Genomic DNA, 15,709 nt, shown 5'->3' on the forward strand with positions numbered 1-15,709 from the left:
AGCTGAGGACCTGTTCTGCGCGCGATGCCGTCGGGCTGTCCGGCTCGGGGCGGCCCACCGGCCCGACGGCTGTCGCTCCGCAGGCTGTTTCACCCGCGCTCTGGAGACCTTTGGAACCTGCATGCGGCTCGCCCCTGGCCTTACGCCGGACGGCGGCAAGCTCTGCACCGGCTGCGTCGGCTGTCTCGGAGACTTCGCCTGCGAACGGCGCGGCCGGAAAGCCAGACGCTACCGGCGCGGGGTCTGCCGCGCCGCGTCCCGGGGCAGGGGAGCACCCGCCTGGCGGAGCCGCTCCGGCGTTGCGGTCTGCCCGCGCATCGCGGCGCTGATCCAGTGGTTGCCGACCCGGGTGGTCGCAGCCCGCCGGAGCACCCGAAGGAGGAAGACCGAGCCGGCGACCGCCTCGCGCGGGAGGGGACGGATGGAGGCCTCACCCTCTGGCTTCGGCCGCAATCCAGTTCTGCCAGATGTGGATCGTGTTGGGCACCTCGGGGCGATCGAGAAGCCAAAGAACATAGCCGGCATGCCGCCTTGCCCACGGATTGTCGGACCGAGCGGCAGTTTCCAGCCTGCCGCGCAGGTCCTCACTGTCGACGGCTCGAGCAACGCGCAGGTACTCACGGTCCTTGCAGCGGTAGGCCCTCTGAACGACGATCTCGACCAGGTCGGTGAGCTTCGTCCTGACCGTCTCGCCGTGGTCAGCGACCGCCACGTCCCGTATGAGGCTCTGTTTCGTGCCCCACTTCTTGGCATGCCGGGTCCACTCCTGCGGATACCTTGCCTCCCATTCCAGGAAGAGGAGCGCATAGGGCAGCCCCTGCCATGTCCTGATGTCCCCGGGCGGGCGGTTCCACAACGCGTCGGGCAGCGAATACCTCCCGGCTTCGACGTACATCTCATGTGCCTGCAGGAAGGCCGGGTCCCGCCACTGCGCCTGTCCGCCGAGCGGCAGCGTCAAGCGCCACAACTCATTGAACCGGCCAAGAGCATCCCGCGCGTTCCCCCGAACATCAGCAAGACGGACCAGCGCCGCGGCCCGCTCGACGGGATCGTCGGCTATCAGTCCGAACGCCCAGCCCAACCTCGCGTCCCACGCATGGGCTTCGTCAATGCCCGCGCCCGCATCCGCTTCCTTCGTCACGCAGTAGATCATCCCCTGTCACGACACCGAGGTGCGTCGGCCCTCGCCCTCATCCAGAGCACAGATCGCGCGGGCAAGGCGATGGCGATGGCGATTCAGGAATCCCGAAGTTACGTCAGTAGGCGGTCGAGCCTCCAACGAAGGAAGAACCCCTGGCCACCGGGCCAAGCGCTCAGCGGAGATTCGGAGCACTCGCGGGATGTCGCGCAAACCGTTGCGCCGCGCGGCCCCGGCGTGCGGTCGCACGCCGGGGCCATTGGGCGCCGATCGTCGTCGGAGCCTCGGGCGTCTCTACAAGTACCGCGGTCTCGGGCTGCCGTTGAAGACGGTTCGTGGCGAACGGGGATGTTTCAGCCAGGCCGCCGGGACGGGGGCGGCGTGCTGAGGGTGAGGGGTACGGGGGCGGTCCCGGCCAGCACCTCGTAAGCCAGCCGTAGGTCGCCCACGCTCCGGGCCAGCGGGCCGTCGGTGACCAGAATCTGGGACGCCGGGCCGGGGTCGTCCAGGCCGAGAATGCGGTGGTCCGCCGGAAATCTGCCCGTGGACGGCTTCAGCCCGGCCACGCCGCAGAACTGGGCCGGGACGCGCACCGATCCCCCGGAGTCGTTGCCGAGCCCGAGCGCCGCCATGCCCGTGGCCACGGCCACCGCGTCGCCCCCGCTGGAGCCGCCCGGCGTCCGGCTGCTGTCCCACGGATTGACCGTGTCGCCGAAAAGCTCGCTGCGCGTGTGCACCCCCGCCAGGATCAGGGTGGGAATGTTGCTGTGCCCGATGGGGATGGCCCCGGCCGCGCGCAGCCGCGCCACCGGGGGAGCGTCGGCCGGCGCCACCAGATCGCGGAAGCGCTCCGTGCCGAACGTGGTCGGCACGCCTTCGACGGCGGTGCTCTCCTTCACGGTGAACGGCACGCCCGCGAGCGGCCCCAGCGCTTCACCTGCGGCCCGCCGGCGGTCCGTCTGTGCCGCGGCCTCGCGTGCGCGCTCCGCCAGGAGCTGCGTGACCGCGTTCACTTGTGGGTTGACCTCGGCGATGCGATCGAGGTGGCTTTCGACCAGTTCGACAGCCGAGACGTGTGCGTCGCGCACGGCCTGCGCCTGGGCGGCGGCCGACATCTTCCACAGGGCGTCCTGCATGGCCTTTCCTTCCTCCCCTACGTACCGATGCACCTGCATCGGAATCGCAACCGTATCCTGGAACCGATACGAGCGCATCGCATAAGGTGCACTGCGAAGCAGAGCACCGTGGAGCAGGGAGGCGACCGGGTATGCCCAGGCAGGTGGATCACGTGAGCCGACGCCGCCTCATCGCCGAGGCCGTCTGCCACCTCGCCGACGAACGCGGCCTTGAGGGCGTGACCCTGCGCGACGTCGCCGCCCGCGCGCAGGTGTCCATGGGCGCCGTTCAGCGGTGCTTCCGCACCAAGGAAGAGATGCTCGTATTCGCTCTCGGGCACATCAGCGAGCGGATCAGCGAGCGCGTACAGGCCCGCCTTGTCAGGAGCCCGGCCCAGTCGGCCGACACCGCCCTGGGCCACGCTGCCACCGAGATCTCACTACTCAGGGAAGAGCACCGCGCCGAGGCCAGGGTCTGGCTCGCCTTCGTCGCGCAAGCGGCTGTCAGCAAGGCGCTCGCCAGGGTGCTGAAGGCGAACTACGCAGCCCTGCAGGAGGCGTTCACCCGCCTCATCTCGGAAGCCGGCGTCGTGTCCCTCGATCCACAACGCGAGGCCCGCACCCTCCTCGCCCTTGCGGACGGCCTCACCACGCACGTCCTCATCGGCCACCTCACCCCGCAAGAGGCACACGACGTCCTCCACGCGCATCTGGCCGGCCTCTGGGAGCAACCGGTCCGGCCTCCTCGCTTCCATGAAGACCGGACCGAGTGAGGCGAAGGAACGTGACCGCGGTCAAGGGGTGGGACGGGACGAGGCAGGCGACCGAGTTCGGCCCCGTCGTTCCGCAGGCGGGACCGACGGCCGAGAGCTCAGCCGGGAACGACTGGCTCACGCTCAACGTCAGCACCCCGGCCCTGGGGACGGCCGGGCTGCCCGTGCCGGTGTGGATCCACGGTGGTGCCTGCATCGCGGGGGCCTCCAGCGATCCGATGTACGACCCTGCGGCCCTGACCAGCGCGGGCCTGGTCGCGGTGAGCGGACCCCTGCATCCCGCCGGAGCCGGCAGGTACGGGTCGGTAGCCACCCGGTCGCTCGCCTCCACGGTTCCAGCAACAGGGTGCACAGCTTCTTGGCCTGAGAGGTAACCAGACTGACCGACGAGCCGCTCGCTTGTTGGCATCCGGGCAGCCGAAGATTGGAGCCTGTCATGTTCAGGCTCAGGAGGCGAGATGGCGGGCACGTGGGCGGCGAGCGTCTCAACCGACAGCGTCAGCGCGCGCGCCGGCTTCGAATGGTGGTCGTCGATGGTCGCCGAAACGGTCGTTCCCGTGTCGATCACGTGCGAACACGCCGACTCCTTCGCGGGAGAAGCGGCCTCGCTGCAGCTGCCCCAGACCCAGGTGTCAGCATTCCGATTCTCCCCGATGTCAGCCCGCCGTACCCCGATCCACATCCGGCGGGCGGATCCCGAGTCCTACTTCCTCTTCCTGGTCCACGGCGGCCCGGTCGGGCTGGAGCAACGGCGCAACAACATCCTGCTCAGGGCCGGCGACATGGCCCTGTTCAACACCTCCCTCCCTCTGGCCTGCGAGTTCAAGGACGGCAGACAGCTCCCTCGAATCACCATGATCCGGCTGCCCAGAACCGCGATACCGCTCCCCCGAGATCGGACGGACGAACTGGTCGCCACCCTTCTCCCCGCCCGGACCGGGTCGGGAGCGCTCCTCACCTCCTATCTCGCCGGGCTGCGCGACCAGGCCCCGCACTGCGACGAGGCGGAACTGCTCCGCCTGGGGAGCGTGGGATTCGACCTGGCCACCGCGTTCTTGGCCACGCGGCTCGATGCCGCATCAGGGCTTCCCGCAGACACCCGCCGCCAAGTCCTGCTGGCCCACATCCACGCCTTCATCGACCGCAACCTCAGCAATCCCCAACTCACACCAGCACACATCGCAGCGCACCACTACATCTCCGTCCGCGCCCTGCACCAACTGTTCCGTACGGAGGCGAGTACCGTCGCGGCCACAATCCGCCGGCGGCGCCTGGAGCGCTGCCAGGCCGACCTCGCCGACCCCCGGCAACGCAGCCAGTCGATCAGTGCGCTGGCAGCGCGGTGGGGCTTCCTGGTGCCGGCCGAGTTCAGCAGAGCATTTCGGGCAGTCCATGGCATGACTCCCACGGAATTCCGCCGCGAGGCCACGGCAAGCTCAGGCTGCGCCAAGACACAAGTGACGCTGCGCTGATTCCCAATTGCCCCCGCGTATTCCGTGTCACGGTGAGATCGCACGATTCGGCCCATGTCATGCGCATGCCCGTTCTGTGCATCGCGCGGTGCTTCCGCGCGAATTCCTGATCCCAGGGAGGGAAAATGAAACGCTATCTAGTACCAGCGGCTGGACTGCTGCTTGTCCTGGTCGGAGCCTCCACTGCCGTAGCCGCACCGGCGGGTGCCGCGCCCGTCGAGTCCGCTGCCTCGGCAACGACGGCGCAGCCGCGACAGGTGCCTGACGGGCCGGTAGTGGTGACTCAGGGCAGCAACGGGGCTCCTTCGATACGGCATGCGAACTACTGCAACAACTTCGTCAACTACGGCACGTCGTGGAGAGCGGACTGCAACGTCGACTACGGAAGTTCCGGATCGTGGACCCAGTGCTCGGACGGTACCGAAATCTGGGGTCCGTTGGTCGGCCCGGGCTACTGGGTCTTCAGCGGTAACTGCTCCGGTCACGGCAGCGTGCGGGACTGGGGGGTTTACGACGGTTAGCGATCCCGCATGTGCGCTCCTCCCGTTCCTGCCCGTCACGGCTGCACCGTAGGAATCGAGGCAGGTCTGCGCAACTGCAGCGGACGCAGCGGACCCTTGTCGGTATCGGCGCAGCCGAGGATCTCGCGGCGTGTTCCGACCAGCCGGAGTCCTTCTTCGCGGCCGGTCGGGGAAGTGCGCCGAGAGCCGACCTCCGACGAAGGCGCTGGCGACCCGAATGCGGCGGTGCCCTCAGCCACGTGTGGCTGAGGGCACCGCCGGCCGGGCTCAGCGTGGAGTCGGCGTTCGGGCGGCCGACCGCCCCGTACCGCCCGACCTCGCAGATCCGGCACCGGCACTCGTCACACGTCACACGTCAGCCGGCAGGCTTCTGGAGAGGGGTCGGTTCGGCGGTGAGCAGCGCGGTGATCTCCTGGGCGAGCTCCGGGCCGAGTTCGCCCCAGCCGTCCTTGTAGCCGTAGACGTTCGCCAGGGTGCGGGCGTCGTAGTCGCCGTTCATGATCTCGATGTCGGTGGTGGTGATGAGTGCCGGATGGGCGACGCCGACAGCTCCCGAGACCTTCAGCAGCTCCTTACGCAGGGTGCGCAGGTAGACAGCGGCCCGGGTGGCCTTCGAGGGCGCGTCGACGCCGCGCACCAGCCACGGATTCTGGGTGGCGATGCCGGTGGGGCACTTGTCGGTGTGGCATTTCTGCGCCTGGATGCAGCCGATGGACAGCATTGCCTCGCGGGCGACGTTGATCATGTCGACACCCAGGGCGAAGGCGACGGCGGCGTTCTCGGGCAGGCCGAGCTTGCCGGAGCCGATGAAGGTGAGGTCGTCGGTCAGACCCCACTCGGCGAACGTGCTGTAGACGCGGGAGAAGCCCATCCGGAACGGCAGCGACACCGAGTCGGTGAAGATCAGGGGAGCCGCCCCGGTGCCGCCCTCGCCTCCGTCGATGGTTACGAAGTCGACCCCGCGGTCACCACGCGCCATCAGCGTGGCCAGCTCCTGCCAGAAGCTCATCTCCCCGACAGCGCTCTTGATCCCGACCGGCAGACCGGTCTCGGTAGCGAGCAGCTCCACGAAGTCGAGCATCGAGTCGACGTCGTGGAACGCGGTGTGCCGAGAGGGGGATGCGCAGTCCTTGCCGGCCGGGATGCCGCGGATCCTGGCGATCTCGGGGGTCACCTTCGCGCCCGGCAGCATCCCACCGAGCCCCGGCTTGGCGCCCTGGGAGAGCTTGATCTCTATCGCCTTGACCGGGGCGCCTGCGACCACGTCCTTGAGCTTGTCGAGGTTGAAGGTGCCGTCCTCGTTGCGGCAGCCGAAGTACGACGTCCCGATCTGGAGGACGAGGTCACCGCCGTTGCGGTGGTACTGCGCGAGACCGCCCTCGCCCGTGTTCTGCATCGCGCCGGCCAGCGCCGCGCCCTTGTTGAGCGCCGTGATGGCCGCGCCGGACAGCGATCCGAAGCTCATCGCCGAGATGTTCACGACGCTCGCCGGCCGGAACGCCTTGGCGCGCCCGCGCGGGCCGCCCAGTACCTTGGCCGAGGGCAGCGGGGCCTGCGGGTCGTGCAGATCGGGCAGCGTGCCGGCGAACGTCCGCTGCTTCACGTACGCGTGCCCTTGCACATGCTCGACATCCACGTCGGTTCCGAACCCGAAGTAGTTGTTCTCTTCCTTCGCCGACGCGTAGATCCAGGTGCGCTGGTCACGGCTGAACGGGCGCTCTTCCTCGTTGGACGTCACGACGTACTGGCGCAGTTCCGGCCCGATCGTCTCCAACAGGTACCGGGCGTGCCCGATCACGGGGAAGTTTCTGAGCAGTGCGTGCTTCTTCTGGACGAGGTCGCGGGCAGCCACCAGCGCCAATGCGGTTGCGGCGGCCGCGCCGATGCTCCGAGCGCGCATGAACGTTCCTCTCCTCGACTCCTCGATACCCGACTCCACCGCTGTGCGGCGGACGTCGTGGGCGTTGGGCGGCGGACACGACCAGGCAGGCATCGGCGTCCGACGACGAAACGCCACATGATGTTAGAGGTCTCGCGGATGGGCGGACGGGGCAGGGTGCGTGAGAGGCCACCGCAGTTGAGCGATTCCGAACTGGTCTGTCCGGCCGTCGCGCAGGCTCTGCCGGGCTTCGCCCCGGAAGCCCGCTGGCTACGGTTCGCCCACGCTGTGGATCTGTGGCACAAGGGCCCTGGAAGCTGTGGATACGACGAACCGGTTCCGGACCGTGCGCCTGGGCTTCCTGTGGCGTTTCTCGGGCGTAGGGCCCGGATGCCTTCTGGGTCTTCTGGCGGCTGTCGTCCTCGGCGCAAGCGGTGCAGTGAATCGGCTGGGCGTCGGCCCCAGCCTCCTGATCGTCGCCGCGGTCGTCCTCGTCCTGGCCCTGCCCGCGCCTCTCAGCTTCTGGGTGCGCGCCGACAGCGAGGGCCTCGCCCTCTCCAGGGCACTGCTGCGCCGTCGCCACCGCTGGCACGACATCACGGGCCTGGACATGACCTTCGGTGAGGACCCCGATTCGGACGCAGCTCGCCTCACGATGCGTCTGCGCCTGACCACGACCCCCACTACCGGCCGCGGACCGCTCGTCGGTGTCCTCGGTCTCGCCCCCGGCCATCAACTGCGGGGCACCGAACCGCGCCGGGCGTCCCGGACAGTGCGGGTCGAGGCTCTGCCGGCGGATCCGTTCGGCAGCGCCTTCCGCGTCGGAACGAATGAGCCCGGCACTCACGAACGTCCTCGGGGATGGAGCGGGCGCTGGGGCACCCGAGGACAGAGCTGACTCGGTGATCGTGAGGTTACGGCGGACTTCGGGGACGGGGGCGCGCTGACCGGGCTGTCGCCATCAGGAGGTCCCGCGCCTCGTGTTCGGGGAAGTCCTGGCTTTCGCCCATGCACACCCCTGCAGCACGGCCCCCCAGTCGACCACACGAACCCACTGGCCTCAGACGTAGAGACCTTGACCAAACGCATAGGGGCATCTCAATACTGTGGCGTGACATTAGTGTGTGGCACACAGTATTGTGTCGTGCGTGGGCACCGATGAACTGATCCTCAGCCAGGCCCAGGAGCTACGCCGCGGCACGGTCGTCCTGGCCTGCCTGGCGCTCCTGGAGGAGCCGCAGTACGGCTACGCGCTCCTGGAAACGCTTGGCGATGCCGGGATCGCCGTCGACGGCAACACCCTCTATCCGCTGCTGCGCCGCCTGGAGAAACAGGGGTTGCTCATCAGCGAGTGGAACACCGACGAGTCCAGACCGCGCAAGTTCTACCGGGTCAGCCCCGAGGGCGCCCTGGTCCGCACCGGACTGCTGCGCGAATGGCAGGAACTCGGCGCCTCGATATCGCGACTGACCAAGGGGGACCGTTGAGCAAGTTGCATGCGTCCGGCACCGGCACGCTGACCGACCGTTACGTGGTGGAGGTCGTCCGGCGCATCCCGGCCGACCAGCGCGGCGACGTGGCCGACGAACTGCGCGCCACCATCGCCGACACCGTCGAGGCCCGCGGCCCGGCCGCCCCGGAGACCACCGAGCGCGAGGTGCTCACCGAGATGGGCGACCCGATCCGGCTCGCCGCCCGTTACGCGGACCGGCCGCTCGCACTGATCGGGCCCGGCCTCTACCCGACGTACGTACGGCTCCTCACGGTCCTGCTGTCCACCGTGCTGCCGGTGGTCACCGCCCTGAGCGCGGCGCTCGACATCCTGGACGGCCAGGGAGCCGACGAGGTGATCGGCGGGGCCGTCGGGGCGGTACTCACCGTCGGCGCCCAGATGATTGCCTGGCTCACCGTGGTGTTCGCCCTGATCGAGCGGTCCGGCAAGCGGCCCGGCGCGGCCGACAGAACCTGGACGCCCGACGACCTGCCCGACCGCGGCGTGCCGAAGGAGCGCAGTGCGGCGGTCTACGTCCGGATGGCATGGCACGCGCTGCTGATCGCCCTGATCGTCTGGCAGCACACCGCCCAGCCGTACCGGACCGACGGCGGCACACGCCTCGACGTGCTCGACCCGGGCCTGTGGTCGGGGTGGATCTGGCCGGTCCTGGCCGGGCTCGCCGGCCTCGTGACACTCGACGCGATCCGGGCGGTGCGGGTGTGGACATTTACGCTGGCGGCCTGGAGCATCGCCGCCGAGGCGGCCTTCGCACTGCCACTGGCGTGGATCCTGCACCGGCAGGAGCTGTTCAACCCGGCCTTCCTGTCCGACGCCAACGGAGGCTGGCAGGCCCCGCAGTCCCTCTACACCGTCGCAGCGGTAGGGGTACTGGCGGTGAGCGCGGGCGAGGTGGTGAAGCGGTTCCGCGAGGCGCAGAACTGAGCCCGCGTCAGCTGCTGGAGTTCCACGCACAGGACGTTGATGCAGGGGGTGGGCCTGTGGCTTCGCAACGAAGTCGCGGGGTCGGTCTCCAGGGGCCGGGGCCATCCCGAGTCCGGCTGTGTTCGGGCTGCCGCCGGACCGCCGCCGCTCATGACCACTACGCCCCTGCCCGGCTACGGCCGAGCAGGGGGCGGTCTCGTGCGCCCGGAGTACGGTGGTGACACACCTTCCGGCGGGGGTCCACATGAACATTTCCATCGGCGACCGCATCCGCGCACTGCGCGAGTTCCGGGACATCACCCAAGAACAGCTCGCCCAACGCGCCTCCGTATCGGTGGACACCATCCGCAAACTGGGACAAGGGGTTCGGGAGTCCGCGCGGATCAACACGTTACGCGGACTCTCCCGCGCCTTGGATGTCCAACTCGAACGCTCAGTGATCGGCGCTGCGGCCCTGACTGATTTCCGCACGTAAGACCGACCGGCAATAGGGGGCGGCGTCGCGGGGCTGGGCACGCACATCTGCCGCGTTGTCGTCAATCAACAACTTCCCCAAGCTCTCGGCTTCGCTCGAGCAGGGGAGACCCCATTGCGTTGCCTCAATCCTCCGCCTTGCAACTGCACGCACCCAGCCCCGCTCCTTCACCCACCCCCCAATTGCCGGACGGTCTAAGCCAGGACCGTTCGTCCCCAACGTCGAGTCACGCCTCCAGTTGTGCACGGATGAGCGTGTCGAGTCGCCGCCATGCCGGGGACGAGGCGTTGACCGTGCCCTGAATAAGGGCGGGGATCTCAGAGGCTGCATCCAGCTCGGGCAGTTCGTCGGGTCCGTAGTGTTCCCGGGTCGCCTTGACGATCCGGCGGGCGAGGCCGTCGATGCGGGGGTCGTCGGCGTCGAGGTCGTGCGCCTGGTCGTAATCGAGGAAGAGCTGCCGCAGCGCCGGATTGGCCAGGGTCTCGGCCTGGTCGTGAAACAGTGTGATCGCGCGGTCTGGGTAGGTGGCGAACACGAGGATCCACAGGTCGCGTTGCAGGTCGACCCAACGAGGGGTGAATCCCCAGCGGGCCAGGTGCTCCAGATGGGCACCGACCTCGGTGGGCAGCGGTGCCAGATGCCCGGCGGCGAGCTCGCGCAGGCGAACCTGCGTTGCCTGCAGGCCACGGATGCTGGCGGTGAGCTCGTCGTCGATCTCGCGCAGCGCCTGCTGGAACTCCTCGCCGGTCGCTGATCTCAGGTCCCGGATACGGGCCAGAGGGACGCCGGCTTCGGCGAGCGTCCGGATTTTGATCAGGTCGATGGCGTCCTTCGCGTCGTACCGCCGGTAGCCGGACACATCGCGGTCGGGCTCGGGGAGCAGCCCCTTGTCGTGATAGACGCGAATGGTCTTGATCGACACTCCGACATACTTTGCCAGCTGCCCGATAGTGATCACCCGGCCATCGTCCCACTTGACCTTTCCCCTGGGGCAGGGTTGCAGGATCGCGTCATGGCGAACACGAATATCGACCGGGAGACCCTGCGCGAGCTGGCTGACGAGGGCAACGAGACCGCTTTGGACCGGCTGGCCGAGCTCGCCGACGCAGCCGGCGACCTCGGAGAGCTGAGCGAGCTGCTGGACGAGGGATCCATGCGCGCTGGGTTTCTGCTCACTCGACGTGCGGCCGCGACCGGCGACCTGCGCGAGCTGCAACGGATCTCCGACGCCGGGTACGACGAGGCCGGGAACGAGCTGAACCGACTGCTGAAGGCACCGGCCGACGGGCATCAGGATTGAGGATCTGACCAGCCGCAGCGGCCGTCCAGGCCGCGCGGCCACCGAATTCGGGCCGCGGCCGGTGCTTGTTTGACCCCCGTGCAAGTCGCCGAGGCCGAGGCACTGGCCTGCCAGTTACCGGCCGAGACCGGCGTGTCACTGTCGCGCTGGTCGTGCCCCGGAGCCTCACGACAACCTCACGTCCTACCGGTTCGTCCTGGTCGAAGGTGTGAAGCCGGAGGACCTGCCCGGGCGCCTCTCGGACGGGAACGAGGCAGCGCTGGGCGATCCCATGACTTCCGAGGAAGCGCGCCACCGATTGCTCCGCGGACAGAGGGAGTTCTCGTCCTACGACGACAGAGCCCTCATGGGGGTCGGCCGGGCCGACACCCGTTGGAGCTTCGCCTTCGACAGCGGCCCTGCGCATTTCGACCCGCGGCGGAAGGCCGGTGGTCAGCGCGGCCCATGCTCACCTTGATCATGGATCATGAACGTCGCCGGTCAGCCGCAAGGCGCGTACAGAACTTTTGCCGATCTTGAAGCAACCAATAGACGATGCCGCCTTTCTGACGTCTCGCGTCCTGCGATCGATGGGAGACACGAGATGAAACCGCATATGGCGAAGGGCAGCCGGCGTCGGTCGGCGGTCCCGGGCTGTCTGTCCGGCTGGGCTCCGGCCACAGCACTCCTCCTGGCCGTGACGACGTCCTGCACCGGCTCCGCACCGGGAAACGGTGCCGTCGCGGTCGGAAAGCACGGCACGGCCGGAGTGGGGGATCGGCTGTTCCCAGCGCTCGGCAATGGCGGCTATGACGTGGTGCACTACGGGCTGACGCTGGATTACGTGCCCGAGACCAACCACCTGAAGGGCACGGCGGTCATCACAGCGCGGGCCACGCAGGACCTGAGCCGCTTCAACCTCGACCTGTCAGGGCTGCGGGTACGCACCACCACGGTGCAAGGAACCAAGGCCCAAGTCGCTCGCTCGGGGGACGAGTTGCTCGTGAAACCGGCGAAGGCGGTGAGGAACCGCGAAGTCTTCAAGACAGTCGTCACCTACGACGGCACACCGCGCACGCTCAAGGACGACGGCGGAGGCCGGGAAGGCTGGATAGAGACCGACGACGGCTCGACGGCCCTGGGCCAGCTGTCCGGCTCCATGACCTGGTTCCCGGGCAACCATCACCCGTCGGACAAGGCCACGTACGACACCACGGTCACCGTGCCCAAGGACGAGGATGGCGACCCCTACGACGTGATCAGCAACGGTGAGCTGATCACGGAGGAGGACAAGGGCAAAACGGTGACCCGGCACTGGCGCACTGCGGAGCCCATGGCCAGCTACCTCGCACACGTCTCCGTCGGTTACTTCGAGATCCACAAGGGCTGGACGGACGATGACGTGCCCGTCTACGTCGCCATCGACCCCGACGAGGCCGAGGACTCCGCCGATGTCGCAGACCTGGTGCCCGAGATCGTCGACTGGGCCGGCAAACGTTTCGGTCCCTACCCCTTCTCCTCGACCGGTGCCATCGTCGACCACCTGCCCGGGCTCGACTACGCCCTGGAGACCCAGACCAAGCCCTACTTCGACGAGGCGCCCGAAGAGGCGCTGCTCGTGCACGAACTGGCACACCAGTGGTTCGGCAACTCCGTCACCCCGCGCAAGTGGAAGGACATGTGGCTCAGCGAGGGTCTGGCCACCTACGCGGAGTGGCTTTGGGAGGAGGAGCGGGGCAACAGGAGCACCACGGAGATCTTCGAGGACTTCTACGACGGCACGGACGCCGAGAGCGAGGGCATCTGGGCGTTCCCGCCAGCGGATCCGCCCAGCGGAGGGCGCGTCTCCGACCCGCCCGTCTACGGACGCGGTGCCATGGTCGTGCACAAGGTGCGCAGGGCCGTCGGCGACGAGACCTTCTTCGGCATCCTTCGTACCTGGACCCGGCAGCACCGGCACGGCAATGCTGACACCCGGCAGTTCATCGCCCTGTGCGAGAGCAAGTCCGGGGAGGACTTGACCGAGCTCTTCAACACCTGGCTCTTCGACAAGAAGAAGCCCTCCCGGATGTGAGGAGGGCGATCCGACGAGGGAAGGGCTCTCCCCGGGGGAAAGCCCCCCAGCCGGCAGGAGGCCCTACGCAGACGGGTACACCAGCGTGATCTCGCGGTTCAGGCCGGTCTCGTCGGCATCCGGGTACATGGACACCCCACCGTCGGACCACCGCACCAGGAAGTCGTCCGGGTGGCGGTCGTCCGTGTAGTCGCCGGCGCCCAGGATGGTGACGTGCGTCCAGAGCCGGTTGGGCTTCTTGACCTGGATCTCGCCGTGGAAACCGTTCTGGTCGATGTCCTTGTAGAGGGTCGGTTCGCCGTCCGTCCATCGGACGATGAGTAGTCGTCGGCGTCAGCCGGCGTGAACCCGCGCGCGTCGTCGTCCCCGCCTGCCGGGACAGGGGCGACGGAACGGAAGACTGCTCCTCCGGGGCGGCGGTCGGCGAAAGACTCAATCACCGCTACGAACGCCGCCCCCGCAACTACCTGGCGTTCCTCGGACTCGCCGCCGCACTCTGCTGCTACAAGCGACTCGTCCGCCTCACCACGCAGGACACGGTCATATTGCCGTCCATCAGTCTCGCGAACGCCTCGGCGGGCGTGGCCGACCGTGCCTCCGGCGAAGTGACCGGTCGCCATCGGGGTGGCGCTCGTCGTTGAGCACCGCGCCAGTGCGGCCGAGGCGACCATGAGTCCGCCGACGAGCAGAGTTCTGCGATCCGGACGTCCCGCTCTGTCCATTTCGGCTCCCCTCAGTCCGCTGAGATGCGTCCGTACCGCTTGGCCAAGGCGATTGTTCAGCACGGTGCGGGACTCCGGCTACAGGCGCAAGCGGGCGCGGGCCTCTCTGCCACCGACGGCCCGCGGAACCGGCTCGGGCGGAGGCACGAGCAGCACTACAGCACTACAGCACTACAGCACCGACCGGGCGATCACGTGGATCTCAAGGGGCCGTCTCTGTCGGGAGACGGCCCCCTCTCTGCTTCCGTGCCGGGTCTGCCGGAACCGCGCCGGGTGTGGTCGTTGCCCGAAATCGGTGCGTGCTGGTTTCTGGGGGCGTGTGGCGGGAGGGGCGGCGGATTCGGGTCCCCCGGCGTACTGATGGACCCGCCCCCGAGCGCTCGTCCATTCAGGTGACTGGCAGTCACGACGCTTGTGTCATATTCCATCTGTGTGGGTCACTTGAGTCACTAAACCGGTGGGCCGCCCATCCCTCTCCGGGGGAGCGCGGAACCGTTGTGTTTGCCGACCGTCCACGCATGACGGGCCTCGGCACCTTCGGCCGCGATGGGCGCCCCTGTAGAGGACTTGGATCCGACCAGTCGTCCCTGCCGCACGGCGGCAGGGGCTGGTGCGGCAGCCTCCGGCCTCTGCAAGTGAGCGGTGCGCGAACAATCCGCGCACACCGAACACCTCGTCATCGGGGCCATGGGCATGGCAGCCGGCCGCGGCTTTCCGGGCCGGCGTCCCGCGACTTGGCTCATCACGGCTCCGAGCACACTGCGCGATGAAGGCCGTTGACGGCGCCTTCCCCCAACAGGCGTGTCCCGGACGATTCCTCGGGCGCGCCCAGCGGCGTACCCCCGGAACCGGTCGAGCAGGAGGCGAGCGAGAACAGCCGGGGCCAGACAGCGTCCCGGTGGCCCAAGTCGCTGCCAAGGGTCCTGATCCGGACCCGTCTCGAAGTCAACTTCCGGATTTCGATAGGTCAGTTCGAGCACACGGAGGACGATCATGCCAATCACTCCCAACCAGGGCTCCACCGGTGGCGGAACCGCCGTCACCATCACGGGCACCAACCTCACGGGCACCAGCGCGGTGCTCTTCGGTGCCAAGCCGGCCACCGCCGTCACCAACGTCTCGCCCACCCAGGTCACCGCTGTCTCGCCGTCCGGTTCCGGCGCGGTCGGCGTAACAGTGACCACCCCGGGCGGATCCAGCAATCCGATCTCGTTCTTCTACATCGACGCCCCGTTCAAGTCCGGTCTGAGCGTGAGCTCGGGCGCCACCGCAGGCGGCAACACCATCATCATCAGCGGCACCGGTCTGTCCACCGCCACGGGGGTGTCCTTCGGGGCCAATACCGTCACGCCGACGGTGCTGTCGGACAGCCAGATCAGTGTCGTCGTGCCCGCAGGTGCGGCAGCCGGTCCGGTGAGCGTCAGTGTGACGACCGCCGGGGGCACCAACAACGGTCTGTCGTACACGTACATCGACGTCCCGACCATCACCGGGATCACTCCGGCTTCCGGACCGACGTCCGGCGGAACGGCGGTGACCATCACGGGCACCAACCTGACCTCGACGAGCCAGGTCACGTTCGACTCGGTACCGGCACCGTTCTCGGTCATCAACGCGACGACGGTGTCCGCCGTCTCCCCGCCCGGCAGCGTCGGTGCGGTCGACGTCGGTCTCTCCAACCCTGCGGGCACAGCCACGGACGTCGGCGCCTTCAGCTATCTGACGGGCCCCGGCATCTGATCCGCCACGGCTGTGGCACCGACCGCCGGCGTGGAAAAGCGCCCGGCGCCGGTCCCGCTTCCGGTTGTATGACGCCCGCCCCGG

15 protein-coding genes and 2 pseudogenes are annotated in these 15,709 nt (G+C 68.4%); 12 read left to right on the forward strand and 5 right to left on the reverse strand.

Features of this window, described 5'->3' with window-relative positions; genetic code table 11:
- Positions 1 to 430 precede the first annotated feature (430 nt).
- Both BT364_RS13990 and BT364_RS13995 read right to left on the reverse strand, forming a co-directional pair.
- A complete protein-coding gene (locus tag BT364_RS13990; RefSeq protein WP_256259760.1) occupies positions 431 to 1,141 on the reverse strand; it encodes a hypothetical protein in 711 nt (236 codons plus the stop codon).
- Positions 1,142 to 1,491: 350 nt separating this feature from the next.
- A complete protein-coding gene (locus tag BT364_RS13995; RefSeq protein WP_256259761.1) occupies positions 1,492 to 2,274 on the reverse strand; it encodes an amidase in 783 nt (260 codons plus the stop codon).
- A gap of 131 nt (positions 2,275 to 2,405) precedes the next feature.
- Here BT364_RS13995 and BT364_RS14000 point away from each other — a divergent pair, with 131 nt between their 5' ends.
- The 3 genes from BT364_RS14000 to BT364_RS14010 all read left to right on the forward strand — a co-directional run bounded on the left by BT364_RS14000 (position 2,406) and on the right by BT364_RS14010 (position 4,498).
- Positions 2,406 to 3,026: a TetR/AcrR family transcriptional regulator gene (locus BT364_RS14000; RefSeq protein WP_072485462.1), complete on the forward strand. Its 621-nt coding sequence runs from the start codon at positions 2,406 to 2,408 to the stop codon at positions 3,024 to 3,026.
- An 11-nt stretch (positions 3,027 to 3,037) separates the two neighbouring features.
- A complete protein-coding gene (locus tag BT364_RS14005) occupies positions 3,038 to 3,400 on the forward strand; it encodes a carboxylesterase family protein (protein ID WP_072485463.1) in 363 nt (120 codons plus the stop codon).
- Between the two features lie 84 nt (positions 3,401 to 3,484).
- On the forward strand, positions 3,485 to 4,498 hold the full coding sequence (locus BT364_RS14010) for an AraC-like ligand-binding domain-containing protein (RefSeq protein WP_072485464.1): 1,014 nt from the start codon (positions 3,485 to 3,487) through the stop codon (positions 4,496 to 4,498).
- Positions 4,499 to 4,635: 137 nt separating this feature from the next.
- Here the strand turns inward: BT364_RS14010 and BT364_RS41520 are convergent, their stop codons facing one another.
- On the reverse strand, positions 4,636 to 4,815 hold the full coding sequence (locus BT364_RS41520) for a hypothetical protein (RefSeq protein ID WP_177328124.1): 180 nt from the start codon (positions 4,813 to 4,815) through the stop codon (positions 4,636 to 4,638).
- 559 nt (positions 4,816 to 5,374) lie between these two features.
- Positions 5,375 to 6,919, reverse strand: coding sequence for an FMN-binding glutamate synthase family protein (locus BT364_RS14020; protein WP_072485466.1), 1,545 nt, complete (start codon positions 6,917 to 6,919; stop codon positions 5,375 to 5,377).
- Positions 6,920 to 7,078: 159 nt separating this feature from the next.
- Between BT364_RS14020 and BT364_RS44575 the strand changes: the two are divergent.
- The 5 genes and pseudogenes from BT364_RS44575 to BT364_RS14040 form a co-directional block, all read left to right on the forward strand.
- A pseudogene (locus BT364_RS44575) lies at positions 7,079 to 7,186 on the forward strand (IS982 family transposase); the annotation flags it as partial.
- Between the two features lie 151 nt (positions 7,187 to 7,337).
- Entirely contained in the window at positions 7,338 to 7,796 is a 459-nt protein-coding gene (locus BT364_RS41525; protein ID WP_177328125.1) for a hypothetical protein, read from the forward strand.
- Between the two features lie 250 nt (positions 7,797 to 8,046).
- Positions 8,047 to 8,385, forward strand: coding sequence for a PadR family transcriptional regulator (locus BT364_RS14030; RefSeq protein ID WP_072485468.1), 339 nt, complete (start codon positions 8,047 to 8,049; stop codon positions 8,383 to 8,385).
- Positions 8,382 to 9,335, forward strand: coding sequence for an HAAS signaling domain-containing protein (locus tag BT364_RS14035; RefSeq protein WP_256259762.1), 954 nt, complete (start codon positions 8,382 to 8,384; stop codon positions 9,333 to 9,335). The genes BT364_RS14030 and BT364_RS14035 overlap by 4 nt, the downstream gene beginning before the upstream one ends.
- 244 nt (positions 9,336 to 9,579) lie before the next feature.
- Entirely contained in the window at positions 9,580 to 9,810 is a 231-nt protein-coding gene (locus tag BT364_RS14040) for a helix-turn-helix domain-containing protein (RefSeq protein ID WP_079179465.1), read from the forward strand.
- A 226-nt stretch (positions 9,811 to 10,036) separates the two neighbouring features.
- Here the strand turns inward: BT364_RS14040 and BT364_RS14045 are convergent, their stop codons facing one another.
- Complete coding sequence (locus BT364_RS14045) at positions 10,037 to 10,768, reverse strand: MerR family transcriptional regulator (RefSeq protein ID WP_072485469.1); 732 nt, start codon at positions 10,766 to 10,768, stop codon at positions 10,037 to 10,039.
- 54 nt (positions 10,769 to 10,822) lie between these two features.
- Here BT364_RS14045 and BT364_RS14050 point away from each other — a divergent pair, with 54 nt between their 5' ends.
- The 4 genes and pseudogenes from BT364_RS14050 to BT364_RS14070 all read left to right on the forward strand — a co-directional run bounded on the left by BT364_RS14050 (position 10,823) and on the right by BT364_RS14070 (position 15,625).
- Complete coding sequence (locus BT364_RS14050) at positions 10,823 to 11,110, forward strand: hypothetical protein (RefSeq protein WP_072485470.1); 288 nt, start codon at positions 10,823 to 10,825, stop codon at positions 11,108 to 11,110.
- A gap of 583 nt (positions 11,111 to 11,693) precedes the next feature.
- Positions 11,694 to 13,163 carry a M1 family metallopeptidase gene (locus BT364_RS14060; RefSeq protein WP_256259763.1) on the forward strand — a complete coding sequence of 490 codons (1,470 nt, stop codon included), beginning with the start codon at positions 11,694 to 11,696 and terminating at the stop codon, positions 13,161 to 13,163.
- A 428-nt stretch (positions 13,164 to 13,591) separates the two neighbouring features.
- A pseudogene (locus BT364_RS14065) lies at positions 13,592 to 13,693 on the forward strand (IS5/IS1182 family transposase); the annotation flags it as partial.
- A gap of 1,185 nt (positions 13,694 to 14,878) precedes the next feature.
- Positions 14,879 to 15,625 carry an IPT/TIG domain-containing protein gene (locus BT364_RS14070; protein WP_072485472.1) on the forward strand — a complete coding sequence of 249 codons (747 nt, stop codon included), beginning with the start codon at positions 14,879 to 14,881 and terminating at the stop codon, positions 15,623 to 15,625.
- Positions 15,626 to 15,709 lie beyond the last annotated feature (84 nt).

Source organism: Streptomyces atratus, from assembly GCF_900119365.1.
GTDB classification, from domain to species: Bacteria; Actinomycetota; Actinomycetes; order Streptomycetales; family Streptomycetaceae; genus Streptomyces; species Streptomyces atratus_B.